General features: G+C 63.8%; 21 protein-coding genes. 13 read left to right on the forward strand and 8 right to left on the reverse strand.

Annotation, left to right across the window (positions count from 1 at the left end; genetic code table 11):
* Positions 1–167 precede the first annotated feature (167 nt).
* From DFR34_RS11215 to DFR34_RS11230, 4 genes are all read right to left on the reverse strand, one after another.
* Positions 168–1481 (reverse strand): TRZ/ATZ family hydrolase, encoded by a 1314-nt coding sequence (locus DFR34_RS11215; protein WP_110391292.1) that lies wholly within the window; start codon positions 1479–1481, stop codon positions 168–170.
* A 182-nt stretch (positions 1482–1663) separates the two neighbouring features.
* Complete coding sequence (locus tag DFR34_RS11220) at positions 1664–2998, reverse strand: di-heme oxidoreductase family protein (RefSeq protein WP_211309380.1); 1335 nt, start codon at positions 2996–2998, stop codon at positions 1664–1666.
* Positions 2995–4299 carry an ABC transporter substrate-binding protein gene (locus tag DFR34_RS11225; protein ID WP_110391251.1) on the reverse strand — a complete coding sequence of 435 codons (1305 nt, stop codon included), beginning with the start codon at positions 4297–4299 and terminating at the stop codon, positions 2995–2997. The genes DFR34_RS11220 and DFR34_RS11225 overlap by 4 nt, the downstream gene beginning before the upstream one ends.
* Before the next feature lie 126 nt (positions 4300–4425).
* Entirely contained in the window at positions 4426–6486 is a 2061-nt protein-coding gene (locus DFR34_RS11230; protein ID WP_110391252.1) for a TonB-dependent receptor plug domain-containing protein, read from the reverse strand.
* A 654-nt stretch (positions 6487–7140) separates the two neighbouring features.
* Here DFR34_RS11230 and DFR34_RS11235 point away from each other — a divergent pair.
* From DFR34_RS11235 to DFR34_RS11250, 4 genes are all read left to right on the forward strand, one after another.
* Complete coding sequence (locus DFR34_RS11235; RefSeq protein ID WP_110391253.1) at positions 7141–8364, forward strand: branched-chain amino acid ABC transporter substrate-binding protein; 1224 nt, start codon at positions 7141–7143, stop codon at positions 8362–8364.
* Positions 8365–8560: 196 nt separating this feature from the next.
* The gene (locus DFR34_RS11240; RefSeq protein ID WP_110391254.1) at positions 8561–9787 is read left to right on the forward strand and encodes a branched-chain amino acid ABC transporter substrate-binding protein; all 1227 of its coding nucleotides are present in this window, start codon (positions 8561–8563) and stop codon (positions 9785–9787) included.
* 317 nt (positions 9788–10104) lie between these two features.
* Positions 10105–10806, forward strand: a complete 702-nt coding sequence (locus DFR34_RS11245; RefSeq protein WP_110391255.1) for an alpha/beta hydrolase — start codon at positions 10105–10107, stop codon at positions 10804–10806.
* 78 nt (positions 10807–10884) lie between these two features.
* The gene (locus DFR34_RS11250; RefSeq protein ID WP_110391294.1) at positions 10885–12513 is read left to right on the forward strand and encodes a tyrosinase family protein; all 1629 of its coding nucleotides are present in this window, start codon (positions 10885–10887) and stop codon (positions 12511–12513) included.
* Between the two features lie 204 nt (positions 12514–12717).
* On the opposite strand, the gene map is transcribed toward DFR34_RS11250, so the two are convergent.
* A complete protein-coding gene (gene map, locus DFR34_RS11255) occupies positions 12718–13515 on the reverse strand; it encodes a type I methionyl aminopeptidase (protein ID WP_110391256.1) in 798 nt (265 codons plus the stop codon).
* The gene (locus DFR34_RS11260; protein ID WP_110391257.1) at positions 13515–13739 is read right to left on the reverse strand and encodes a ParD-like family protein; all 225 of its coding nucleotides are present in this window, start codon (positions 13737–13739) and stop codon (positions 13515–13517) included. Before DFR34_RS11260 ends, map begins: the two co-directional genes overlap by 1 nt.
* Positions 13740–13959: 220 nt before the next feature.
* Here DFR34_RS11260 and DFR34_RS11265 point away from each other — a divergent pair, with 220 nt between their 5' ends.
* The 8 genes from DFR34_RS11265 to DFR34_RS11300 all read left to right on the forward strand — a co-directional run bounded on the left by DFR34_RS11265 (position 13960) and on the right by DFR34_RS11300 (position 20954).
* The gene (locus DFR34_RS11265; RefSeq protein WP_110391258.1) at positions 13960–15315 is read left to right on the forward strand and encodes a TrpB-like pyridoxal phosphate-dependent enzyme; all 1356 of its coding nucleotides are present in this window, start codon (positions 13960–13962) and stop codon (positions 15313–15315) included.
* Positions 15316–15401: 86 nt separating this feature from the next.
* Positions 15402–16202, forward strand: a complete 801-nt coding sequence (locus DFR34_RS11270; protein WP_110391259.1) for a hypothetical protein — start codon at positions 15402–15404, stop codon at positions 16200–16202.
* Positions 16203–16646: 444 nt separating this feature from the next.
* A complete protein-coding gene (locus DFR34_RS11275; protein ID WP_110391260.1) occupies positions 16647–17051 on the forward strand; it encodes a hypothetical protein in 405 nt (134 codons plus the stop codon).
* Positions 17048–17314, forward strand: coding sequence for a hypothetical protein (locus DFR34_RS11280; RefSeq protein ID WP_110391261.1), 267 nt, complete (start codon positions 17048–17050; stop codon positions 17312–17314). Before DFR34_RS11275 ends, DFR34_RS11280 begins: the two co-directional genes overlap by 4 nt.
* Positions 17315–17556: 242 nt before the next feature.
* The gene (locus DFR34_RS11285; protein WP_110391262.1) at positions 17557–18354 is read left to right on the forward strand and encodes an alpha/beta fold hydrolase; all 798 of its coding nucleotides are present in this window, start codon (positions 17557–17559) and stop codon (positions 18352–18354) included.
* 109 nt (positions 18355–18463) lie between these two features.
* Positions 18464–19249 (forward strand): enoyl-CoA hydratase-related protein, encoded by a 786-nt coding sequence (locus DFR34_RS11290; RefSeq protein ID WP_110391263.1) that lies wholly within the window; start codon positions 18464–18466, stop codon positions 19247–19249.
* A gap of 382 nt (positions 19250–19631) precedes the next feature.
* A complete protein-coding gene (locus DFR34_RS11295) occupies positions 19632–20498 on the forward strand; it encodes a hypothetical protein (RefSeq protein ID WP_146215131.1) in 867 nt (288 codons plus the stop codon).
* Between the two features lie 57 nt (positions 20499–20555).
* Positions 20556–20954 (forward strand): hypothetical protein, encoded by a 399-nt coding sequence (locus tag DFR34_RS11300; protein WP_110391265.1) that lies wholly within the window; start codon positions 20556–20558, stop codon positions 20952–20954.
* Between the two features lie 70 nt (positions 20955–21024).
* Here DFR34_RS11300 and htpX read toward each other — a convergent pair whose 3' ends face one another.
* A complete protein-coding gene (gene htpX / locus DFR34_RS11305) occupies positions 21025–21876 on the reverse strand; it encodes a protease HtpX (RefSeq protein ID WP_110391295.1) in 852 nt (283 codons plus the stop codon).
* A gap of 686 nt (positions 21877–22562) precedes the next feature.
* Between htpX and DFR34_RS11310 the strand changes: the two genes are divergently transcribed.
* Entirely contained in the window at positions 22563–23804 is a 1242-nt protein-coding gene (locus DFR34_RS11310; protein ID WP_211309381.1) for an eCIS core domain-containing protein, read from the forward strand.
* Positions 23805–23944: 140 nt separating this feature from the next.
* On the opposite strand, the gene cysN is transcribed toward DFR34_RS11310, so the two are convergent.
* Positions 23945–25381 (reverse strand): sulfate adenylyltransferase subunit CysN, encoded by a 1437-nt coding sequence (gene cysN, locus DFR34_RS11315; protein WP_110391297.1) that lies wholly within the window; start codon positions 25379–25381, stop codon positions 23945–23947.
* Positions 25382–25407 lie beyond the last annotated feature (26 nt).

A 25407-nucleotide genomic window follows, 5' to 3' on the forward strand; every position in this document is an offset into this window, starting at 1 on the left:
AGTCGTACGGCAAGGTCGGGTAACAACGCCAGGAGGGTTTTGCTAGCTGCGTTAGAGTCGCTCACAAAACCCAGCGAAGCGGTCCTGGCTAGGCGTGTGACCACAGACAGTACGGGTAAGTACGGCAAGGTCAAACCACAACGCCAGGAGGGTTTTGTGTGCAGCTCTCAGCCGGCGATCTTGAGGCGCCAGGCCTCAGCCTTGCCCAACAGCTCGCCCTCATTCAGCGTCACCAGCTGGCGCTCGCGCAACAGCGCGCGGCCAGCCGCCCACACATGGCTGACCTGCTCGCGGCCGGCAGCGTAGACGATGTGCGAAATCGGGTCGAAGGTTGGCGCGGTTTCCAGCGCGCCCAGGTCCAGGGCGATCACGTCGGCGTCCTTGCCCAGCGCCACGCTGCCGGTGCGCGCCTCAATGCCCAGCGCGCGCGCGCCGTTCAGCGTGGCCATGCGCAGCGCGGTGGCGGCCGGCACGGCGGTCGGGTCTTGCGTGCCCACCTTGGCCAGCAGCGCGCTCATGCGCGTGTCGGCCAGCATGTCCAGCTTGTTGTTGGACGCCGCGCCGTCGGTGCCGATGCCGACATTCACGCCAGCGGCCAGCAACTTTTGCACCGGGGCGATGCCCGAGGCCAGCTTCATGTTCGAGGTCGGGTTGTGCGCCACCGACACGCCGTGATGGGCGGCCAGGGCGATTTCTTCGTCGTTCAGGTGCACCATATGCGCCGCCACCAGGCGCGGCGACAGCAGGCCCAACGCGGCCAGGCGCGCCAGCGGGCGCACCTGGTGCTCGGTCAGGCTGCCGTTGATTTCGTCCTGGGTTTCGTGGATATGGCAGTGAATCGGCAAATCCAGCTGCTCGGCCAGGGTGACCACCTTGCGGAAGGTGGCGTCGCTGACGGTGTACGGCGCGTGCGGGGCCAAGGTGAAAGTCACCATCGATTCGCCGACAAATTCGTCGCGCTCTTTCAGGCCCTTGTTGATGTAATCATCGGCGTTCAGGCCGTAATTGGTGGGGAATTCCAGAATCGAACAGCCGACAAAGGTGCGCATGCCGGCGGCCAGACCGGCGCGGGCCACTGCCGAATTGTAAAAATACATATCGTTGACCGTGGTGGTGCCGCTGCGAATCATCTCGGCCATGCCGATCAGCGTGCCATCGTAGACAAACTCATCCGACACATGTTTGCCTTCGGCCGGCCAGATGTGGTTTTGCAGCCAGTCCATCAGCGCCAGGTCGTCGGCGTAGCCGCGCAGCAGGGTCATGGCGGCGTGGCAGTGCAGATTGACCAGGCCGGGCATCAGCACATGGCGCGGCAGGTGTACGGTTTCTTTGGCCGACACGGCGGCCACGCCTTCCGGCGGCACAATGGCGACAATCTTGCCATCGCGGATGGCCAGCGCGTGGTCGGCGAGCACTTCGCCATCGGTTTCAACGGTCACGATCCAGCGGGCGTGAATCAGCAGGTCTGCGGTCAGGGACATGGCGGCCTTCGTCAATAAATAGGGCATGCAAGCGCCGCGCGGCGCGCGGCAAAGGCAGGATTTTACCGCAATCGGCCCGGGGCGGCAGCGCAGCGGCATGATGCGGTTTCATGAAAGCATGAGTGGGATAAAAAAAAGCGCGCCGGGGGAGGCGCGCCAAACAGGGTGCAACAGGAGCCGGCTCAGCGACTGGCGACAAAGCGCAGCAGGGCGGCGCGGTCGGCGGCGCTGAAGCCTTCAAAGCGCAGACGGGCGCGGCGCGCTTCGCCGTCGTGCCACAGCACGGCTTCTTCCAGCGTGCGGGCGCGGCCGTCGTGCAGATAGCCTTCGCCCTCGCTGATGATGCGGGTGAGGCCCACGCCCCACAGCGGCGCAGTGCGCCATTCGCGGCCGCTGGCGGCAAAATCCGGGCGGCCATCAGCCAGGCCGGGGCCGATATCGTGCAACAGCAGGTCGGTGTAGGCGGCCAGCTCGCGCCCGGCCAGGCGCGGTGTGGCGGCCTGGGCGGCGGTGCGCAGGCTGGGCAGATGGCACACCGCACAGCCAGCGCGGGCAAACAGCACCTGACCGCGCCGTAGCTCGGCCGCCGGCAGCGGACGCGGCGCTGGCGGTTCCAGCTGGGCCAGATAAAAAGTCACTGCGTCCAGCTGGCTGTCGTCCAGCTCGGGCGCGCCGCCGCTGGGCGCCTGCTGGCAGGCGGTTTGCACCGAGGTGCAGTTTTCTTGTGGGTGCAGCGCTGAGGTGATGCCCAGATCCCCCAAAAATGCGCCGGCGATTTGTTCGCGCAGACTGGCCATATTGGCCTTGTGGCCAAAACGTCCGACGGTGTGCTGCGACTGGCTGACGCTCCAGACTTGATTCACCCGGCCGCGCACGCCATCCGGCTTGGCCTGGGCCGCGCGCGCCAGCAGGGTGTCGGCCGGCACCGCGTCGAGCAGGCCCATGCCGACCAACTGCTGACCCACGCGCGGCGAAGTCAGCACCTGGCCCAGCGGGCCGTAGGCCAGCTCGGCAAAGCGCAGTTGTGGCGCGCGCAGCGTGCGGCGCTCGCCGCTGACCAGCCGATGCTCGACCGGCCGCCAGCGCAGGCTGACCCGCCCTTCGCCGGGCACGCCGGGGATGCCTTCTTCGTTAAATTGATCGCCATACGCTGGATGCGGGCGCGGCCCGCCATGCGGCCCCTGGCCCGGAACTGACAGCCGCACCAGCATGGCCAGCATGCGCTCACCCAGCCGCTGCGGCGGCAGGCCACGGCCATTGCGGGCATGGCAGGACACACAAGCCAGCCGGTTGTACAGCGGCCCCAGGCCATCCACCTCACTGTCGCGCGCCGGCGCCGCCACCCAGCTTTGGTTGAACAGACTGCGTCCACGGGTGAATTGCCCGCGCTCGTCCTCGCTCAGCCCCGGCATCGGCCGGGAAAACGCCTCACGCTCACCCGTTGCGCCATCCACGGCATGTGCCGCCATGCCGCCCAGGCTCAGCGCCAGGGCTAAAACCCATTGGCCGTGGCTCATGCGCTGACCCCCAACAGGCGCGCCGCCTGATCCAGCCGGGCGTCTACTTGTTTGGCCCAGCGTGCCTCGTGGGCGCGGGCTTGCTGCTCGCTGTCGGCATTGTCGCGGCGGTTGGCGAACAGCTGTTGCAGCGCCGGCTGGCTGGCTTCTGCCTCGGTCAATGGCGCACTGACCAGCAGCGGCCACACCTTGCCCCACTGTGCCGGATCGCCTGCACGCAAGGCGCGCCATAGCGCCACCAAGCGGGCGTGTGGGCGCACGCAGGCCTGGCCAAACGCTGCCGCCACCAGCGCGGCGCGCGCCTGACCGACGCCATTGTCGTAGCGATAGCCGCCGCTGTCGGCCACGGCAAACGGGTTGGCGTGGCCGGCGGGCAGCCGCGCATAGCTGGCCGGGCGCACCGGCAGCTTGCGGATGTCCGGGTGAGTCAGCAGCGCCTGGCCGTCGGCCGACAGCACAAAGCGGACAAAATCGCGCGCGCCGGCCGGGTTGGGGCTGCTGGCGGTGATGGCGATATGGCCGGGGTTGATGCCGCCCTGGCGTGGGTAAACAAAACGCAAGGGCGCGCCATTGGCGATGGCGGCGACAACAAAAAAGTCGATGGACAGGCCAATCGCCTTGCGTCCGCTGGCGATTTCTTCCGAGACAAAACCGCCGCCGCGACCGATGAAATCGCCATTGGCGGCGATGGCGCTCCACAAGGCCCAGCCGGTGTCCCAGCCGTAAGATTGCAATGGGATGTCCACCAGCACCGGGGCAAAGCCGACTTCCATCGGGTTGGGCAGCAAGAGCTGGCCGGCGTAGGCCGGCGCTGCCAGCTCTGGCCAGTCGCTGGGCGCAGCCAGATTCAGCGCGGCCAGCCGGGTCGGGTTGAGCACAAAGCCGTAACCGGCGGTTTCGCTGGCGGTGTAATAACCATCGGCGTCGCGCAGCGGGCTGCCGCCCAGCCGCGCCGGCAGGCCGGTGAAATCCACGTTCAGGGCTTGCAGTGCACCGGCAGCCTTCAGTCGGGCGTAGGTGTTGGGCGAGGCGCTCCAGTACACGTCCACGCCATGCTGGCCGGGCTCCAGCAGATAGGGGCCGGCGTCGTGCGGCATGCGCCAGACCATACGCAGCCGGTAGTGCGGAAACGCCCGCTCGAAAGCCGCTTCCACACGCGACACCACGGCATCCGGGTAGGCGGTCAGCACGGTGATGTCGCGGCGCGGCGCGGCATGCAGCCACGGCGCCCAGGCGGCCAGCGCCAGCGCAGCGCCGCCACGCAATAGGGCCCGACGGGCAGGGGAAGGTGGAATGGACATGGCATTCTCCAGACAGATTCAGTTCAGGCTGCGTGGCGCCGGGCGTCGCTCACCCAACCCGGCGTAGCGATCCTGGCCAGACGACAGGGCCAGGCAAGCACGCCGGGCAGCTTGTGTCAGTAGCGCTTAAAACTGATACACCCCGTTGACAAACCACACCCGCCCCGGCATCGGATAACCGTCGCTCAACCGATAATTGGCGTCGAACAGATTGTTCACCCCGGCCTCCAGCCGCACATTGCGCATGGCTTGATAGCCCAGCTTGACGTTGGCCAGGGCAAAGCCCGGCAAGGTGGTGTAGCTGGCCGTATTGCCGCTGCCGTAGGCCACCACCCGACCGCGTTCGGCATCCACCGACAGCTGGGCATCCCAGCGCTCGCTGGGTTTCCAGTTCAGGTAGGCAAACAGCTTGTGGCGCGGAGTGTCGGTCAGTGGGGTATCGCCGCTGCGGTTGTCGCGGTCCAGCCAGGTGTAATGGCCGCCCAGCTTCCAGGCGCTGCCCAGGGTTTGCTCCAGCTGCAATTCGACGCCGCGATGGCGCGCCTTGGCGATGTTTTGCAATTGTGTGCAGCTGGTGGCGGCGCCCATGCCGGGCTGGTTGCAGCGGCTGACCGGGGTGATGTTGACGCGCTGCATCAAGTCGCGGATGCCGCTGTGAAACAGCGCCGCCTGACCCTGCGCGCCACCCCAGGGCGAGCCCTTGATGCCCAGCTCCAGGTTCAGCGCAGTTTCTGGCGTCAGGCCGGCATTGGGCAGGCCGCTGCCCAAGGAGGCGGAGTAACGGTCTTTGATGGTGGGAAAGCGGGTCTTGCGCGCGGCGCTGGCATAGGCCACCGCGCCGCCGTGCAGGGTGTGGCTGAGCTCGGCCAGCCAGTTGTTGGCGGATGTGCTGCCGGTGGGCCAGTAATACACCTCTTTGGCGCTGCGGCTGTCGTGGCTGGCGCCCAGGCGCAACTGCCAGGCCGGCGCCAGCTGCCAGCGGTCTTCCAGCGCCAGCGAGCGGGTCAGGTCTTCATAGCGCTTGGTCAGCGTCAGGCCGTTGTCGGCGTGTTTGTCGATCTTGTGGTGATAGGCCAGGCTCAGCACATGTTGGTTGATGGCAAAGCTGGTCAGCTCGACAGAAAATCCGCTGGTGCTGTCGTTGTACCAGCTGGGAAAGTTGCTGGTGTTGCTCAGTTGCGTGCTGTAGCTGCCGGTGCTGTAGGCCAGAATCTTGTTGCGGTAGCTGTCGTGGTAAACGCGGGTTTTCAGCTGATGGGCGTCGCCCAGCGCGGTGTTGCTGATGAAGTAAGCGCTTTCCAGATCCCAGTACGGCCATTGCCAGAAGCGGCTGTTGGCGCCGCCGCCAATGCTCAGGTACTGGCCGGGCGCGTCGCCTGCGTAAGGTGGGTTGCCTTTGCGGCCGTCCTGGCGCACATAGCCCAGCGCGTATTCATCGCTGGCATTGGGGGTAAAACCGAGCTTGAGCGAAATGCGGCTGTCGGTCTGGTAGGCGTTGTTGCGGTTGCCGCCGTCTTCCAGCGCGGTGCGGCTGGGGTTGCTGGCGCTGGTGGGCAAGGCGCGCACATCGTAGCTGCCAGACAGCGGAAAGCTATGGCTGTCGCTATAGCTGGCGCCCAGTTGCACATACCAGCTGTCCTGCCGACTGCCCAGGTTCAGCGCGTATTGCTGACGGTTGCCCGCCGCCAAGCCGGCGCGGATATCGCCTTCCAGTTTTTCTGTGGGTTTGCGCGTCACCAGATTGATGGCCCCGCCCAACGCGTTGGGGCCATACAGCAGCGAGGCGGCGCCCTTGTCGATGCGCACTTCCGCCAGGTCGGCAGTGGTAAAGCGGGAAAAATCCACATAGCCGTCGTAGGGCACATAAGCCGGAATGCCATCGATGAACAGCGGAACCTGGCGGATATCAAAGCCGCGCAGGTAGACGGTGTCTTCGTTGCGGCTGTTGCGCGACACACTCAGGCCGGGCGTCAGCCCAACTGCCTCCCCCAGGGTGTCGCGGTTGAACTGGCGCAACAGGCTTTGGCTGATCACGGTTTGCTTGCTGGCCGGCGGCGTGGCACGCGGGCCAATCACCTCCACCACGCCCAGCTCAAAAGCGCCGCCATCGGCGGCCAGGGCTGGCAGACTCAAACTGGCGGCAGCGCAGCCATATAAACAGGCGCGCAGGGAAGGGGGCGTCATCATGCGGGTTCTCCGGGTATGGTTGTATCTTTTTGTATATATCGATGGCCGTGTCGAATCGCCCGGCTTGATCTGGTTCTGCAAGTCATGTGCCAGCACATTGACTCAGTATTTTCCCGATTTTGTCATGTCGTTGTATAAATCACTACATAATGCTGTGCGCTTTGCGACAGAACGGCCCTGCCTGCCATGAGCGCCGCGTCCAAAACTCAGTGCCGTGCCCAAAACTCAGCGCCGCGATCCTGGCCAGATGCACGCGGGCCGTGCGAGAAGTGCGGCAGGCTTGGGCAAGCACGTCAGGGGGCATCACTACGAGGGAGTGCGCTCGGGCTGCCGGTGGACAGCGGTGGATATGCGCAGTTTTGTATTTTTGCGACCTGTTGTTTCACAAAAACACCAATCACCCAGAACAAAATTGCCAAAAATCCCCGTTCTGGGACAATAACGGACAAGCTGTCAAACCATTCGCGCCGCCCAGGCCACCCTTTCCTGAGACTACGCGTCGTCCACGCCATCCGCCACGGTCGGCGCGGCAGGCTTGCGCCAAGAGCGCCGCCATTGCCCGCGCCCATGTTTGACATTCCAGATTTGAGCACCGACCTTGCCGCCCGGCCTTGACGCCGCAGGCGGCCGACCGTTTTTTCAGGAGCACCCAGAATGCGCGCAATCCGCCCCGTTTCTTTGTTGATGTTGTCCTTGCTGGCGCTGGCCGGCTGCAATAAGCCGGCCGAACAAGCCGCCGCCCCGGCCGCCGCCAGCGGCGAGCAAGTGATCAAGCTGGGCCACGCCTCGCCGATGACCGGCCCGATTGCCCATATCGGCAAAGACACCGAATACGGCGCCCAGATCGCCGTCGATGAGCTCAATGGCGAAGGCTTCACCCTGGGCGGCAAACCGGTGAAATTCCAGCTGGTGTCGGAAGACGACCAGGGCGACCCGAAAATGGCCACGCAAATTGCCCAGCGCATGGTGGACGCCAAAATCGCCGGCATGATTGGCCACCTGAATTCCGGCACCACCATTCCGGCCTCGAAAATCTACGCCGACGCCAATATTGGCCAAATCACCCCGTCGGCCACCAATCCGGCATTTACCCAGCAGGGCTTTAAAACCACTTTCCGCCTGATTGCCGATGATGTGCAGCAAGGCAAGGCGCTGGCGGATTTTGCCGTGAATACCCTGAAGGCCAAGAAAATCGCCATCATCGACGACCGCTCGGCCTATGGTCAGGGCCTGGCCGATGAATTCGACAAGGCTGCCAAGGCATTGGGTGTTGAAATTGTTAAACGCGAATTCACTTCCACCAGCGCCACCGACTTCATGGCCATCCTGACCGGCATCAAGGGCGCGCAGCCGGATCTGATCTTCTTTGGCGGGGTGGACGCGCAAGCCGCGCCGATGGTCAAGCAGATGCAAAAGCTGGGCGTGAAAGCCGCGCTGCTCAGCGGCGACGGCACGCAAACCGGCAACTTCATCAAGCTGGCGGCAGACGCCGCCGAAGGCCAGTACGCCTCGGCCGCCGGCGCGCCCAAAGAGCAACTGCCGGGCTACGCCAGCTTTGCCGAGAAGCTGAAAAACAAATACAACGCCGAAGTGGTGATTTACTCGCCGTACAGCTACGACGCGGTGAAGGTGATGGCCATGGCCATGAAAGCCGCCGATTCGGCCGACCCCAAGCAATACCTGCCCAAGCTGGCCGCCACCAATTACCAGGGCGCCACCGGCCATATCACCTTTGACGCCCAGGGCAATCGCCAGCGCTCGGCAGTGACCATTTACCAGGTCAAGCAGGGCAAATGGGAAGTGATCGGCGTGGTGGGTGGTGAAAATACTGCACAGGCCGATGCACCGACAGCGGGCAAGGCTGCCGGCGCACAATAAGCATTTGCCGGCCTTTGCGCACCTTGACGCGGCGTCCCTGTGGGCGCCGCGTTTTTTGTGCACTGCAATGGAACATTTCCCGCCGGATAAGGCTTGGTGGCAAATTCAAACGCCCGTCAAATCGCCGTTGACAGTGTGAAATCGCATCATGAATAATCGGTTCGCCTTCCAAATAATTTCACAGGGGAACGTTTTCATGAAGTATGCGCGTTTGAGCCTTATCGCCACCGCTGTCCTGGCACTGGCCGCTTGCGGCAAGGGTGAACAAAAGCCGGCTGAACAAGCCGCCGCCCCGGCTGCCGCCCCCAGCGGCGAACTGGTGGTGAAGCTGGGTCAAGTTTCCCCGCTGACCGGTCCGATCGCCCACCTGGGCAAGGACAGCGAATCCGGCGTCAAGCTGGCTGTTGACGAACTGAACGCCGAAGGCGTGACCATCGGTGGCCAGAAGGTCAAGTTCGAGCTGATCTCCGAAGACGACCAAGCCGACCCGAAAATCGCCACCCAGGTGGCCCAGCGCCTGGTGGACGCCAAGGTGGCCGCTGTGATCGGCCACCTGAACTCCGGCACCACCATCCCGGCTTCCAAGGTGTACTCTGACGCCGGCATCGTGCAGATCTCGCCGTCCGCCACCAACCCGGCTTACACCACCCAGGGCTTCAAGAGCGCCTTCCGTGTGATCCCGAATGATGTGCAGCAAGGCAAGGCCATCGGTGATTTCATCGCCGACACCCTGAAAGCCAAGAAAATCGCCATCGTTGACGACCGCACCGCTTACGGCCAGGGTCTGGCTGACGAAGTGGAAAAAGCCGCCAAGGGCAAGGGCGTGGAAATCGTCAAGCGCGAGTTCACCACCAACACCGCCACCGACTTCATGGCCATCCTGACCTCGATCAAGGGCGCCAAGCCGGACGTGATCTTCTTTGGCGGCATGGACGCGCAAGCCGGCCCGATGGCCAAGCAGATCAAGAAGCTGGGCATCACCGCCAAGCTGATCGGCGGCGACGGCTTCCAGACCCCGGAATTCATCAAGCTGGCTGCTGACGCTGCTGAAGGCCAGTTCGCTTCCAACACCGGTGTGCCGAAAGAACAACTGCCGGGCTTTGCCACCTTCAACGAGAAGTTCAAGGCCAAGTACGGCGAAGTGCAGCTGTACTCCCCGTACGCTTACGACGCCACCAAGCTGGTGGCCGCCGCCATGAAGAAGGCCGACTCGGCTGATCCGAAAAAGTACCTGCCGGCGCTGGCTGGCATCGAGTACGATGGCGTGGTGGGCAAGATCAAGTTTGACGACAAGGGCGATGTGCTGAACGGCGCCATCACCGTCTACCAAGTCAAGGGCGGCAAGTGGGAAGTCATGGGCACCGTGGGTGGCGCTGCCGCTCCGGCCCCGGCGGCAGCTCCGGCCGAAGAGAAGAAGCAGTAATCTTCTCGCAGGCTTGACCGCAAAAACGGCATCGGCAACGATGCCGTTTTTTATTGCCTTAATGAGACAATAAGAGCCGCTCACAACACTCAGCGCAGCGACCCTGGCCAGACGTGTGACCGTAGACAGAACAAGCGGTATGGCAAGGTTGTGCAACAGCGCCAGAGCGTTCTGTGTGCGGCGGAGCGGCTAACAAAACTCAGCGAAGCGATCCTGGCTAGGCGCACGACCGCAGACAGTACGGGGAGTACGGCAAGGTCGTGCAACAACGCCAGGAGGGTTTTGTTAGCCGCTCTTAACACACCAGGAGCCCCACCATGACCACCCCCTTGCTGGATTGCGTTGAACTCACCACCGGCCACGGCCAGCCGCGCCATGCGGTGATCTGGCTGCATGGCCTGGGCGCTGACGGCCACGACTTTGCCGGCATCGTCCCCGAACTCAATCTGCCAGATGATTTGCCGGTGCGCTTTGTGTTTCCGCACGCACCGATGATCCCGGTGACCATCAACCATGGCTATCTGCTGCGCGCCTGGTACGACATCCTGCACGCCGATGGTGTCGAGCGCACGGTGGATCAGGCCGGCATTCACGCCTCGCGCCAGCAGATCGAGGCGCTGATTGCCCGCGAGGCGGCGCGCGGCGTGCCGGCCGAGCGGCTGGCGCTGGTGGGGTTTTCCCAAGGCGGCGCCATGGCCTATGTCACCGGGCTGAGCCATGCCCAGCCGCTGGCCGGGGTAGCGGCGCTGTCCACCTATATCCCCAACCTGGCCGACCTTGACGCGCTGCGCCAACCGGCCAACCACGCCACGCCGGTGTTTGCCGCGCATGGCGAGTTTGACAATGTGGTGCCGCTGGCGCTGGGCCAGCAGGCGGTGGTGGCGCTGCGACAACGCCAACAGCCGATCAGCTGGCGCACTTACCCGATGATGCACGCGGTGTGCGAGGAAGAAATCAGCGAGCTGGGTGGCTGGCTGACCAGTGTGTTGCGTCAGGCAGACAAAACCGCCACGGTGTAATTCCTTGTCATTGTCAGCAAGGCGGGAAAGCAGAGCAAGATGGGCGCTTGTTCATGTACCACCACATGAGGAGCCCCCATGGAAAATCTGGTTCAATATCCGCTCAGCCGCCGTCAGTTTCTGGCTGGCGCCGCCGCACTGGGCGCCACGGCCACACTCAGCGCTTGCCAAAGCAGCCTGATTGGGCCGACGGCAAGTGGTGTCGCCACCCGTTATGACATCGCCACCCCTGGCGGCCAGGGCATGCTGTCGCTGTACGCCAAGGCGGTGCGCGCCATGCAGGATCCGGCCATCAATAACCCGCCGCAGCCGCACAGCTGGACTTTCCAGTCCTTTATCCACGGCGTGCCGAAAAACATGGCAGATCCGGCCAGTTCGAGCGGCCTGATGAATGGCTCGGCCGCACTACAGGCGCGCATTGATCAGATTTATGGCTTTCCCGCTGCAGGCACGCCGCAGGCAGCCTGGAAAGCGGCGGCTGCCGCCTGTTGGGGCTCCTGCCCGCACGGCAGCCCCAATTTTGTCAGCTGGCACCGCTGGTATGTGTATTACTTTGAGCGGGTGTGCGCCAAAATGGCCGACGCGCCGCACTTTACCCTGCCTTACTGGAACTACGGCTCCAACACTGGCCCGGCAGAGCAACTGCCGGCGATGTTCCGCGATGCGAGCAGCTCGTTGTTCTTCCAGGCGCGCGGCATGGGTTTTGCCTCGGCGCAAGGCAGTGGATCGCGCACGGTGGAGATGAACAAGGGCGGCTATATGCCGTTCACCGAATCCACCTACGCGCCTGCTCTGCAGGCGCTGCCGATCTTCCCCAGCGACACCACCTACGCCAACCCCGGCACCCCGGCTTTCCAGGCGTTTGGCTTCTCCGGCCGGGTAGAAGTGCTGCCGCATGATTTTGTGCATGACAATGTTGGCGGCTGGATGGGCAATGTGCCGTCGGCAGCCGGCGACCCGGTGTTCTATGTGCACCATTGCCAGATCGACCGGCTGTGGGCCAGCTGGTCGGCCTTGATCGGCGCCAACTACAACTGGGGCAATGACGCGGCTTCGCCCAGCCAGGCCACCTGGACCGGACAAACCTTCCGCTTTGTTAACGACGCCGGGCAAGTGGTCAGCGTGCAGGCTGGCCCCACCATGAACACCACCACGCTGGGCTATGCCTACGACCGCCTGGCCAGCGCGCCGGGCGCCACGGTGAAAGGAGCGCTGGCGGCAGCCGGCAAGCTCAAGCTGGCCGTGCAGCAAAGCGGCAAGGTGCAGATTGGCGGCAAGGACAGCACGGTGACCCTGAAGGCTGCACTGGGCGTCGCCGCCAAGGCTGTTTCCAGCTCAGGGCCGATGCTGGTGCTGGAAGACGTGCGGCTGCTGAAACGCCCGCACGCGCCGATTCATGTGTTCGTCAACCTGCCCAAGGATGCGCCGGCTACGCTGGATTCGCCTTATCACGTCGGCCGTCTGAATCTGTTCCGCTTTGATGCCGACACTGGCCGGCCGATGAATATGGCGGCTGGCGAGCATGCCGGCCATCAACCGGCGCCGGCGGTGGACTTCCGCTATCCGCTGGCCGAGGCCCTGGCGCACGCCCAGGCCACCGGCAAGTGGAAGAGCGGCGCCTTGAGCGTCACCTTCTCAACGCTGGGCGCGCCAGGCGGCAGTGCAGACAATTACGTGGAAGTCGCCCGCATCCGCCTGGAGCCCTGATCCGGCTGAGCGCCGTTCACTAAGAGCCGCTAACAAAACCCAGCGAAGCGGTCCTGGCTAGGCGTGTGACCGCAGACAGTACAAGTAGTACGACAAGGTCACACAACAACGCCAGGGGATTTTGTTAGCGGCTCTAAGCTGAATGCAGCACAACGCCACCCTGCCTATCAGCAGGGTGGCGCGCTGTTTCATCCCGCCCTGCCTTCAATCAATCGCCGGATACCCGCCCTGGCCATCCGGCCAGGGCGTCAGCACTTCAAAGCCATGCTCGGTGACCGCCACCATATGCTCCCACTGCGCCGACAGGCTGTTGTCGCGGGTGACCACGGTCCAGCCGTCGGCCAGTTGGCGGATGTCCGGGCGGCCGGCGTTGATCATCGGTTCGATGGTGAACACCATGCCGGCCTTCAGCGTCAGCCCGGAGGCCGGCTGGCCGTAGTGCAGCACTTGCGGTTCGTCATGGTAGATGCGGCCAATGCCGTGGCCGCAGTATTCGCGCACCACGCTAAAGCCCTCGCGCTGCGCCACCCGCTGGATGGCGTAGCCGACATCGCCCAGGGTGGCGCCGGGGCGCACTTGCAGAATGCCGGCGCGCATGGCGTCGTAGGTGGTGCGCACCAGCCGGCGCGCCAGCCCGCTGGATTTGCCCACGCAATACATGCGGCTGCTGTCGCCGTACCAGCCATCCTTGATCACCGCCACGTCGATATTGACGATATCGCCATCCTTCAGCGGCGCATCGGACGGGATGCCGTGACAAATCACCTGATTGACCGAGGCGCAGATGGTTTTGGGGTAGCCGTGATAGCCGACATTGGCCGGCACGGCCTGCTGCACATGCACGATGTAATCGTGGCACAGCCGGTCCAGCTGGTTGGTGGTGACGCCGGCTTTGACGTGCTCGCCAATCATGTGCAGCACATCGGCGGCCAGCGCGCCGGCGCGGCGCAGCTGGGTGAGTTCTTCTTGATTGCGAATCGGCACGGTGCGCGAACGGCTCATCACGCCACCCGCATCACGGTGAGGGAGTTTTCATCGGCCGGCGCGGCGGCGGCTTGCTGAATCAGCAACTGGCAGATGTCGGCATAGCTGAGCGTGGGGTTGAGCTCGGCCAGCATGCCCACCCGCAGCCAGTGTTCGGCCTGGGAGTTGATCGAGCGGCTGAGCGCGGCGCTGCTGTGGCGCAGCGCTTCGTGCATGGAATCGGAGATTTTGACAATACCCATGGGGAAAGTAGAAATATATGGTTTGTATATGAATCGTATACTAGCATGATCGCGTTCAGGAAAACAGCCCTGCCATGCGGACCGATTCCGCCTGGCGGGCGGGCAATTGCCCGGTCTGGTCACGATGGATTATGCTCACGGCTTGCCCCATGCCGTGAACGTCCGGATATCTGGCCAGGGGCACTTTACCCAACAACCGCACTCACCCGAGAAGAGCATCATGGCCGCCACCCGCTTCATCCTGCCCGAGACTGATATTCCCACTCACTGGTACAACGTTGTCGCCGACCTGCCCAGCGCGCCCGCGCCGGTGCTGGGGCCGGATGGCCAGCCCATCGGGCCGGACGCGCTGTCGGCCATCTTTACCGACGCCATCATCGAGCAGGAAATCTCCAGCGAGCGCTGGATTGCCATTCCCGAGCCGGTGCGCGAGCTGTATCAACTGTGGCGGCCCACCCCGCTGGTGCGCGCCCGCCGGCTGGAAGCCGCGCTGGGCACCCCGGCGCGCATTTATTACAAATACGAAGGCAGCAGCCCGGCCGGCAGCCACAAGCTCAATTCGGCCATCGCCCAGGCTTATTACAACCGCCAAGCCGGCATCCGCCGCATGACCACCGAAACCGGCGCCGGCCAGTGGGGCAGCTCGCTGGCGTTTGCCGGCCAGGCCTTTGGCATTGATGTGCGGGTGTTCATGGTCAAGGTCAGCTACCAACAAAAGCCGTTCCGCCGCTCGATGATGCAAACCTGGGGCGCCGAAGTGCTGGCCAGCCCCAGCCTGCACACCGCCGCCGGCCGCGCCGCGCTGGAGGCTGACGCCGACAACCCTGGCTCGCTGGGCCTGGCGATTGCCGAAGCAGTGGAAGAAGCCGCCAGCCGCAAAGACACCACCTATGGCCTGGGCTCGGTGCTCAACCATGTGCTGCTGCATCAAACGGTGATTGGCCTGGAGGCAATCAAGCAGTTTGCCCTGGCCGAAGACTACCCGGACATGGTGTTTGCCCCGTGCGGCGGCGGCTCCAACTTTGGCGGCGTGGCCTTCCCCTTCCTGGCCGACAAGGCCTGCGGCAAGCCGGTGCGGCTGGTGGCGGTGGAGCCGTCCAGCTGCCCGACGCTGACCCGTGGCCACTATGCGTATGATTTTGGCGACACTGCCGGGCTGACTCCGCTGATGAAGCAATACACCCTGGGCCACGACTTCATGCCGCCGTCGATTCACGCCGGAGGCTTGCGCTATCACGGCGCCAGCTCGCTGGTCAGCCAGCTGTATCACGAGGGATTGATCGAAGCGCGCGCCGTGCCGCAGCTGGCCACCTTTGAGGCCGGCGTGACTTTTGCCCGCGCTGAAGGCATCATCCCTGCGCCGGAGTCTTGCCACGCCATCCGGGCCGCGCTGGACGAAGCGCTGGCCTGCAAGGAAAGCGGCGAGTCCAAGGCTTTGTTCTTCAACCTGTCCGGGCATGGCCACTTCGACATGGCGAGCTACGACAAATACTTTGCTGGCGCGCTGGAAGATTACGACTACCCCGAAGACGCCATCCGCGCCGCGCTGGCGCGCCTGCCGTGCGTGGGCGCCTGATGCCGCCGCGCTGAGGTCGCGCCCCCGGACAGCCCGCTCCCGCCCCCGCCGGAGCGGGTTTTTTGCCCACAGAGGAAGCTGAATTCATGCGCTTCATCCAGTACATGCACCCGGCCGCCCAAGCCCGCACGGACGCCAGCGGCCTGTGCCCCGCCAACCCTGGCCCGCGCCACCAGCGCAAGTTTTTCCAGGTGGCCAGCGGCCACTGGCAGGCCGCTCCCCACGCGCCGGTGCAAGAAGGCCCGCTGGCCTTCTGGGGCAGCTGGGAGCAAGCCACCCGCTACACCCCGCTACCGGCCAGCAGCGACAAAGCCGCGCCGGTGGCCGCACACCAGCCGGTGCTGTCCGGCCGTGCCCGCCACGGCAAGGACGCCGTGCGCGCGCTGCCGACCCATCCTTTTGTGTTTGACGCGCCGTTTTTGTTTTTGCCCGGCAAGGACAGCCCCAACCGCATGCTCAGCCGGCTGGAGCCGGGCGATATCGTCGTGTTTGGCTCGCACCTGCATGGCCAATTTGCCCTGGACACGGTGTTTGTGGTGAATGGCCGCACGCCGGTAGGCGATACCCAAGTCTCGCAGCTGTTTCGCCGGGTGAACGACAGCTGCTTTGACGACACCTCCCTGCCGGTGTATCGCGGCGCCTGCCTGAACCAGCCGCTGGGCGCGCTGGTGAGTTTTTTTCCGGCCAAACCGGCGACTGCTGGCGAGATTGCCGCCTTTAACCGGCCCACGCTGACGCCGGTCGGCGCGCTGGAAGATCTGGTGCAGCCGCGTCTGCCGCATAATTTTCGTGGCCGGGAAACCCTGCTGCCCGCCGGGGCGGTATGGGATGAAATCTGCCGTCAGGTGATGGCCCAGGGCTGCGTGCTGGGCCTGAGCGCCAGTTAGTTTGGTTCACCACACCCCGCGCCGCGCGCTTGGCCAGGCGCGTGACGCTGCATTCCAAGGATAGGCTGAAACAGCCGCCGCATATACGCCACCCTGAATCCAGGGGGTTGATTTTTTTTAGGCTTTGCTTTTGCCTGGCATGATCTTTCGGTGTATATCGACACACGCAAAAACCACTGACGCGCCTCAACATGCCCCGGGTGCTGACCGCCGCTAGGCTGCTCAGCAGAACCCGGGGCAAATTTTTTTACAGTGGGCATGGCACACACTTTTGCCTTTGGCGTTCCTGTTCAGGCAGCACTTCTGATTTAGCGCTGCTCACCAAACCTTACCTGGCATGGTTGCATGACCTTGCTGTGCGACGGGCACTGTCTGCGGTCGTGCGCCTGGCCGGACGCGCTGCGCGGGGTTTTGTGAGCGGCACTTAACGCCCAAGGAATAGTCATGTTACTCAACCTGATCCCCGCCCCCTATCGCTGGGTGGCCATGGCGATTGGCGTCGCGCTGATTGCCGCCGCCGGCGCCGCTGCCGCTTCGGCTTTTTATCAACCCCGGCTGGAGCTGGCCCGCCAGCAAGCTGCCGAAGCCACCCGCGCCTATCAGGCGCTGGCCGACGCCGCCCAGCGTCAAAATGCGGCGGTCGCCCAGTTGCAAAGCGATGCCGAGCAGCGCGAACAACAAGCCCGCCAGGCCGTCAGCCAAGCCCAGGGCCAGGCCCAGCAGCTGATGGTGCAGGCTCAGGCCGTGCAACGCGAAACCGCCCCCACCAGCGGTGGCCACGCTGCTGCCTGCCAGGCTGCCAGCGCTGCCTTTGACGCCGAACTGAAACGGGAGCGTGCCACATCATGAAACGCTCTCTGATTTGCGCGCTGCCCTGCGCCCTGTTGCTGGCCGCTTGCGCCAGCGCCCCGCTACCCGGCCCGGTGCAGGAAGTGCACATCCCGGTGCCGGTGCCATGCAAAGCCCCGGACGTGGCTCGCCCGGCGTTTGCGGTGGATGCCCTGCCACTGAATGCCGGTATCTGGCGGCAAATGCAGGCGCTGCGCAGCGAACGCCTGCAACGCCAGGGCTACGAAATCCAACTGGAAGCCGCCGTCAAAGCCTGCCAGTAAGCGCCGCTCACTCAATGCCCTGGCGTAGTGGCGCGACCTTGCCTGTCTGCGGTCATGCGCCGGTGCGCGGAGTGTGGTGAGTGGCGCTTGGCGCTGTGCATAAAATCCGTGATGCCCCCGGCGCTGACAGGCCGGGGGCATGCCATTGCGCTGACATGGCCCGCACTTGCCGTTACACTAGGCCATCCCAGCCAGCGGCCCTTGCGACCGCCTGGCCCACTCACCCCGCAGGATTTGCCGACATGCCCATGCACACCCTGGCCGATGGCCATTCGCTGTATTACGAACTCAGCGGTCCCGCCGACGCGGACACCCTGGTCTTGCTCAACGGCCTGACCATGAACACCGCCGCCTGGGGCTGGCACACACCGCTGTACGCCGGCCAGTTTCAGGTGCTGACACTGGATTTGCGCGGCCAGGGGCAAAGCAGCAAGCCCGAGGCGGACGCCTACTCGTTGGCCCAGCAGGCCGACGATGTGGCCAGCCTGCTGGACGCGCTGGGCATTGCCCGCGCCCATGTGCTGGGGCTGTCTTATGGCGGCATGGTGGCGCAACACCTGGCGCGCCAGCATCCGGCCAAGGTGGCGCGGCTGGTGCTGGCCAGCACGCTGGCGTATTCCGACGCCGCCAATGCCGCCATTGCCGCCAGCTGGGAAGCCGCCCAGTGCACTGGCGGCGGCGACCAATTGTTCACCGACATGCTGCCCTGGGTGTTTGGCAGCCAGTTTCTGGCCAGCCAGCAAGCCATGCTGCAAGCCATGCGCGCGCTGGCCGCGCAAGCGCCGTGGGAGCCGGTGCGCCGGCTGAGCAATGGCGTACTGGCGCACGACGCCCGCCCCTGGCTGGGCCAATTGCGCCAACCCACCTTGGTGGTGGTCGGCAGCGAAGACCGCATGACTCCGCGCTATCAGGCCGACGCGCTGGTGGCCGGCATTGCCGGCGCCCGGCTGGAAGTGCTGCCGGGCGTGGGCCACGCCAGCCACCTGGAAGCCCTGCCGCAGTTTGTCGCGCTGACCAGCGCCTTTTTGCGCGAGGCCTGATGCCGCCTGATCTGACGGGGTGGCTTGTCATGAAAGCGTCAACCACAGCGCTGCCCTTGTCGTTACAATGTTTGTTAATTTCACCCGTCCGCACGCCGAGTTCTCATCAATGACTGATTCCATTCTGTATTCCTTGGCCGCCAATGGCGTGGCCACGCTGACGCTGAACCGTCCGGAGCTGCACAACGCCATCGACGACGCCCTGATTGCCCGCCTGAGCGAGCTGCTGGACGAAGTGGAAGCCAATCCGGACGTGCGCGTGCTGGTGCTCACCGGCAATGGCCTGAGTTTTTCTTCGGGGGTGGATCAAGACTGGATGCGCCGCATGCAGGGTTACAGCGAGGCCGAGCATCTGGCCGACGCCCAGGCGCTCACCCGCGTGCTGCACAAGCTGGACACCTTGCGCCTGCCCACCATCGCCAGCGTGCAAGGCTCGGCCTTTGGCGTTGGCGCCGGCCTGGTGGCCTGCTGCGATGTGGCGGTGGCCACCGCCGAAGCGCTGTTTGGCTTTTCGGAAGTGCGCCTGGGGCTGATTCCGGCCTCCACCGCGCCGTATGTGGTGCGCGCCATTGGCGAGCGCTCGGCGCGTCGCTATTTCATCACCGCAGAGCGCTTCAACGCCGAAAAGGCCAAGCGCCTGGGGCTGGTGCATATTGTGGTCGAGCACGAAGCGCTCAACGCCCAGGTCACCTACCTGACTGAAACCCTGGTGCGCAACGGCCCGCACGCCATTGCCGGCAGCAAGGCACTGCTGCGCGATGTGTGGGGCAAGGTGATTGACCAGCGACTGGTGGACTTTACCGCCGAGCGCATTGCCCACGCCCGTGCCAGCGACGAAGGCCGCGAAGGCGTGGCGGCGCTGCTGGAAAAACGCAAACCCAACTGGCAGGCCTGAGTAAGAGTCGCTCACGACACTCAGCGAAGCGATCCTGGCCTGGCGCACCACCGCAGACAGTACGGAGTACGGCAAGGCTGCGCAACGACGCCAGGGGGGGGGTCTAAATGCCCGCCGCTGCGCAATCTGTCAGACGCCCTGCCTTACCGTGCTCAGTGAGCCTGAGCCAAGTGCCTGCTTCGCCTCAGACCATACTGTGGCTTACCACGACCGGCCGCCCTGCCCTGCATGGCGGCCGGTCAGCTTGTGTGATTGTGTCCATTGTGCATTTCTGCCATGCTTGGTGAATATCTTCACTCCGCCCAGGCGGACACCCCGGCCCGCCAGGCCTGTCCGGAGCCTGCGTGGCTGGCCCATTTTTGCGCCGGGCACGGGAAATCACATGCGCACTTCACTGTCATCCTGCCTTTGTCTGCTTTTGCTGACCGGCTGCGCCACCCCGCTGACGGCCGTCCGGGATTTTGCCAATGACACCCGCCGGCTGAGCACCAGCTTTACCCCGATGCTGGATCACGCCGTCCAGCAATGCGAGCAAGCCTTTCTGGATCGTCGGGTGTATACCACCGATGCCCCGCTATCCCGCTTTGATCCCGCGGCTACCTTGGCTGCAGCCCGCAGCACCTGCCAGCCGATTGCCCAGGAAAATGCCGCTGCCCTGGCCCTGGCCGATACCCTGACCGAATACGCCGCGCAACTGGCCGCCTTGGCGGCTGATGGCGTGGCACAGCGCGCCGACGATGATCTGGACGCCGTCGCGGCGCAGGCCAAGCGTTTTTCCGCGCTGCCTGCGGACCAGGTCGATGCGGTGAACGGGCTGATCAGGTTTGTGGGCCATCGCGTGCTGGAGCGCAGTCAGCGCGACGCCATCATCGAGGCCCTCAACCACGAGCAGGCCGTGGGGGCGCTGGCCGATGCCCTGGCGCGCTATGCCGAACGGGTGTATCGCGCCACGCTCAACGATCGGCTGCGTGATCAACCGCTGCTGCTTGAGCAATTGCGCCAGCAAAAAGCCGCACCCATCGACGCCCGTTTGCGCATGCTGGATATCCAGCGTGAGATCACTACCCTTCAGGCCCAGCAGCAAACCATTGATGCTTTGCACGCCGCCGTGGCACAGCTGAAAATCTCTCTGCACGCATTACGCGCCAATATCGATCAGCTATCCCGGCCAGAGCTGCTGGCCGAACTGCGCAAACTGGGCAAGGAAGTCAACACCGTGCGCAAGCACCTTGCCACCCTGAGGCGCTAACACAACAAAAAATCACCCCGGCCGGCCTCACCGGCCCTTCACCCAGGAGAGCCCATCATGCCCGACGCCTCTGCCGACCAGCTGTTTGACCTGGCTGACCAGATTGCGCTGATTTCCAGCGAACTGCTGCGCTTTCGCCTCAGACAGCGCGCCAGCCTGAGCGCCACCGACCGCACCCGGCTGGAAGCCGCCGAAGTGGCGCTGGACCAGGCCTGCGCCCAAATGCGCGCCCAGGGCATCACTGCCCTGGCCCGCCAGAGCAAGGCAGCCCGCGATGAAGTGGCCAGCACCGCCCAGGCCGCCGAGGCCCAATTGCGCCGACTGAAAAAAATCGAACGCGTACTGGAGATTGCCGCCAGTGCCCTGGGGCTGGCCCAGGCTGCCATGGCGGGCAAACCCAAAGACATCACCCAGGCGCTTGGCCAGCTCAAGACCGCCATCAGCACCAGCGTCTGAACCAATGAAAAAGCCCCCAGGCCAGCAGTGGCAGGGGGCTTGAGACGTGGCGTAACCGCCGTGATGGGTTTTATTGCTGTTGCAGTGCGGCGATACGTTCTTCCAGGCTGGGATGGCTGGCAAACAGCGATGCCGCGCCGCCGGCAATGCCCATTGCCTGCATATCTTTGGGCAGATCGTTGGCATCCACCCCACCCAGACGACGCAGGGCATTGATCATTGGGCGAGTGTTCCCCATCAACTGGGCCGCGCCGGCATCGGCAGCGTATTCGCGCTGGCGCGAGAAGTAGGCCACAATCATGCTGGCCAGGATGCCAAAGGCGATTTCACAGACAAACACCGTCACCATATAGCCAATGCCATGGCCGGACGATTCATTGTCGCGGCGCAAGGCACTGTCCACCACCGAGCCCACCACCCGCGCCAGGAAAAACACAAAAGTATTCACCACCCCCTGAATCAGCGTCAGCGTCACCATGTCGCCATTGGCCACATGCGCCACTTCGTGGGCAATCACCGCCTCGACTTCTTCCTGATTCATGCTGTGCAGCAAGCCCGTGGACACCGCCACCAGCGAATTATTGCGCGATGGCCCCGTTGCAAAGGCATTGGGCTCGCCCTCATAAATGGCCACCTCCGGCATGGCAATGCCAGCACGCTGGGCATGGCGGGCAACGGTGTCCACCAGCCAGGCTTCGGTCTGGTTGCGCGGCTGGTCGATGATCTCGGCGCCAGTAGACCACTTGGCCATCATTTTCGACATGAACAGCGAAATAAAAGCGCCGCCAAAGCCCATCACCATGGCCAGCCCCAGCAAAGAGCCCAGGCCGCCATGGCGGCCAAAGCCCAGCAGGCTGGCCACCAGGCTGAGCACCAGCATTACCGCCAGGTTGGTGGCAAGAAATAACACAACACGTTTGATGTTCATCGCAGGCAATTCCGCACAATAAAATGGACAAGATAAACCGTGTGTCGGCAGTCAGCACAAAAAGTTTCGCTGCCTGCCAACGCAAAAAGCCCCGGCGAATACCGGGTACGCTGCATTTCTGTATATGGATGGCAGCCGTCAGGATTTCAACCGCACCGTGCTCTTACGCTATTCACAACACGCACTATTGCCGTCCTGGCGGGGCGTGTCGCGGAGCACACCAGGAGGGGCTGGTGTGTGGCTCTTACGCCAGGTGTGGCAAGGCCAACTCACATGACCGGCATGACTGATACAGAATGGCTGATCATCATGGCGTGCCAGCCACAAGGCGTGATACAACAATACTATTGGCATCAAAGACCACCTCGTGAGTCTTGCCCTGTATGCCATAAGAGCCGCCCACAACACCCTCTTGACTAGGCGCGCGACCGTAGACAGTACAGGCTGTGCAGCAAGGTCGTGCAACAACATTAAGAGTCGCTAACAAAACTCAGCGAAGCGCTCCTGGCTAGGCGCGCGGCCGCAGACAGCACACGGGTACGGCAAGGCCGTGCAACGACGCCAGGAGGGTTTTGTTAGCGGCTCTAAGGGCGTGTTGTCAGCGGCTCCAAGTGTATGTGTTCTCCACTTTGCTTCGCCACTGTATCCAGGACGATGCAGTCTCGCGACAGGAAACAAGCATGCTGCGCTCTTCCCAAGCCAAAATCAGCCGCGAACAGCACACACCGGCAGCCACACCCGCCAGGCAAGCCAGCCTGCAAGCTGGTTTTACCGATCATCGCGCTGGCGGTGTCACTGTTCAGCGTCTCGCCCAGCTCGCCCGACACAGCCAGCAGGCCACACAGCTACGCCAGCTTCAGCAGGCCATGGACAACAGCGTCCAACGCCAGGTGATCGAAGAAGAACCACGCCAGCACAAAGCCCACCCAGCCGCATCACCTGAAGAAGAAAAACTGCAGGTTCAGGGCAAGTTTGCCACGTCGCCCAGCGCACCACGACAGGACCAGACCACCGCCCTCAATCACACCGGCCTGCCAAACCAGCTCAAGAGCGGGATTGAATCCCTGTCTGGATTGTCGCTGGACAAGGTGCGCGTGCATTACAACTCTTCGCAGCCCGCCCAACTGAATGCGCTGGCCTATGCACAAGGTACGGATATTCACGTGGCACCGGGGCAGGAAAAGCACCTGCCGCACGAAGCATGGCATGTGGTGCAACAGGCCCAGGGACGGGTGAAGCCAACCCGGCAGATGAAAGGCGGCGTACCGGTCAATGATGATGCCGGGCTGGAACACGAGGCGGATGTGATGGGGGCAAAGGCCAGCCAGCTGCGTACTGTGCCGGGTGTGTCAATGCGGAGGGTTTCCGCCCCGGCATTCACTGCCCAAGGCACCGTGACGCTGCAAAGAGTGACGGACCAGGCCGTGACAGACGCGGAAGCCGAATGCAATGCCAATTATGTGGCAGCAGTCAAACGCTACAGCCATGGCTGGAAGAAAAAAAGCAATCAAAGCCGGGTACAGATTTTGAACTCTGTCCGTGACCATCAAGCCACCTGGACGGCCGTGCGTGACCACGTCATGCGGGGAGGTGGCGGTGCACCGCCGACCGGCTACCACAGCAAGGCACTGGGCGCCGGTGCCACCTCGGTTGGGGTGGGACCGACCAATCCGGTCGGGATTGGGCCAAACACGGTGTACAAACAGTGGACCAAGCAGCGAGGGCAACTTGCCAATAACAAGTTGAAAATCTCGACGTTCTTTCCCAACAGCTGGAATGAAACCAAGATTACCGCGTGTGTTTTGCTGAGTTTTGGTCCGCAGGCACACCAGATGACCGATCAGCTTGCCCTGGACAGCCCCGGCAATGCCACTTTCTACCCAAACAGCGCATTGGCTGATCCACCACAGCCCGCCCCCTGATGACCTGCGGCGTGATTCTGGCGCGCCCGGTGTCTGCTTGATATTCGATTGCAAAAGCCAAAATGGCCATCCCCGCCAATACGGGGATGGCCATTAAAACTTGGTAGCGTTGCGTAATTGCCTGGCTTTTTTCCGCAAGCTCACGCCAACTTGCTGACAATATCCTTCGCTTCCCAATGCGGGAAGTAGCGGCGCACCAGGGCGTTGAGCTCCACTTCAAAGGCGCGCAGGCGGGCGAGTTCGTCGGCGTCGCTGTGCTGGCTGGCGTCGGCCACCGCGTCGATTACCATGCCGGCGGCGGCGGTGGCGTTGCTGATGCGGTCCACGATGATAAAGCCGCCAGTGCCACGGCAGGCGGTGTAGGCGTCAAAGGCGGCGGCGGCGTTCAGCGCCACGGTGACGCGGCCGATTTCGTTCAGCTTGAGCTCGCTGGCGGCGCTGGCGGCCAGGGTGTTGACGTCGATGCGCGCGTCGATAGCGCTGACCCGGCCGGTGACTTTTTTGCCGCCCAGCTTGAACAGATATTCCTTGCCCAGGGTCAGCGGGGTTTCGTCCATCCACACCAGATGCGCGGTCAGCGTGGCGGCCACTTTCGGCGCGGTTTCGCCCACGTGTACCAGCATATCGCCGCGCGAGATGTCGATTTCGTCTTCCAGCGTCAGCGTCACGGCCTGGCCGGCGTGGGCGTAGGGCAGCTCGCCGTCGGCGGTGACAATGGCTTTCACCTTGCTGGTTTTGCCGCCGGGCAGGGCTTGCACGGTGTCGCCGGGGCGGATGTGGCCGGCGGCGATGGTGCCGCAAAAGCCACGGAAATCCAGGTTGGGGCGGTTGACGTATTGCACCGGCAGGCGGAAGGCGGCCAGCGGGGCGTCGCTTTCCAGCTCGACGGTTTCCAGCAGGTTCATCAGCGTCGGGCCGTTGTACCACGGCGCGCGCTCGCTGGCGCTGACCACATTGTCGCCGCGCAGCGCGGAAATCGGCACAAAGCGGATGTCGGGGATGTTCAGGCCTTCGGCAAAGGCCAGATAGTCACGGCGGATGTCGTCAAACACCTGCTGGCTGAAGTCCACCAGGTCCATTTTGTTGACGGCGACGATGACATGGCGCACGCCCAAGAGCGAAACAATAAAGCTGTGGCGGCGGGTTTGCGTTTGCACGCCACGACGGGCGTCGATCAGGATCACCGCCAGGTCGCAGGTGGAAGCGCCAGTGGCCATATTGCGGGTGTACTGCTCGTGGCCTGGGCAGTCGGCAATGATGAATTTGCGCTGGTCGGTGCTGAAATAGCGGTAGGCGACATCAATGGTGATGCCTTGTTCGCGCTCGGCTTGCAGGCCGTCCACCAGCAGGGCCAAGTCGATTTCCTGGTCGGTGGTGTTGTACTTTTGCGAGTCCTTGGCGATGGCGGCCAGGTGGTCTTCAAAAATCAGTTTGGAGTCGTGCAGCAGGCGGCCAATCAGCGTGGATTTGCCGTCATCGACGTTGCCGCAGGTGATAAAGCGCAGCAGGTCTTTGTTTTCGTGTTGCTTCAAATAGCCAAGAATGTCGCTGGCAATCAGTTCGGACTGGTGGGACATGATCGGGTTCTCTACTGTGTGGCCGT

It is taken from the genome of Rivihabitans pingtungensis (assembly GCF_003201855.1).
GTDB classification, from domain to species: Bacteria; Pseudomonadota; Gammaproteobacteria; order Burkholderiales; family Aquaspirillaceae; genus Rivihabitans; species Rivihabitans pingtungensis.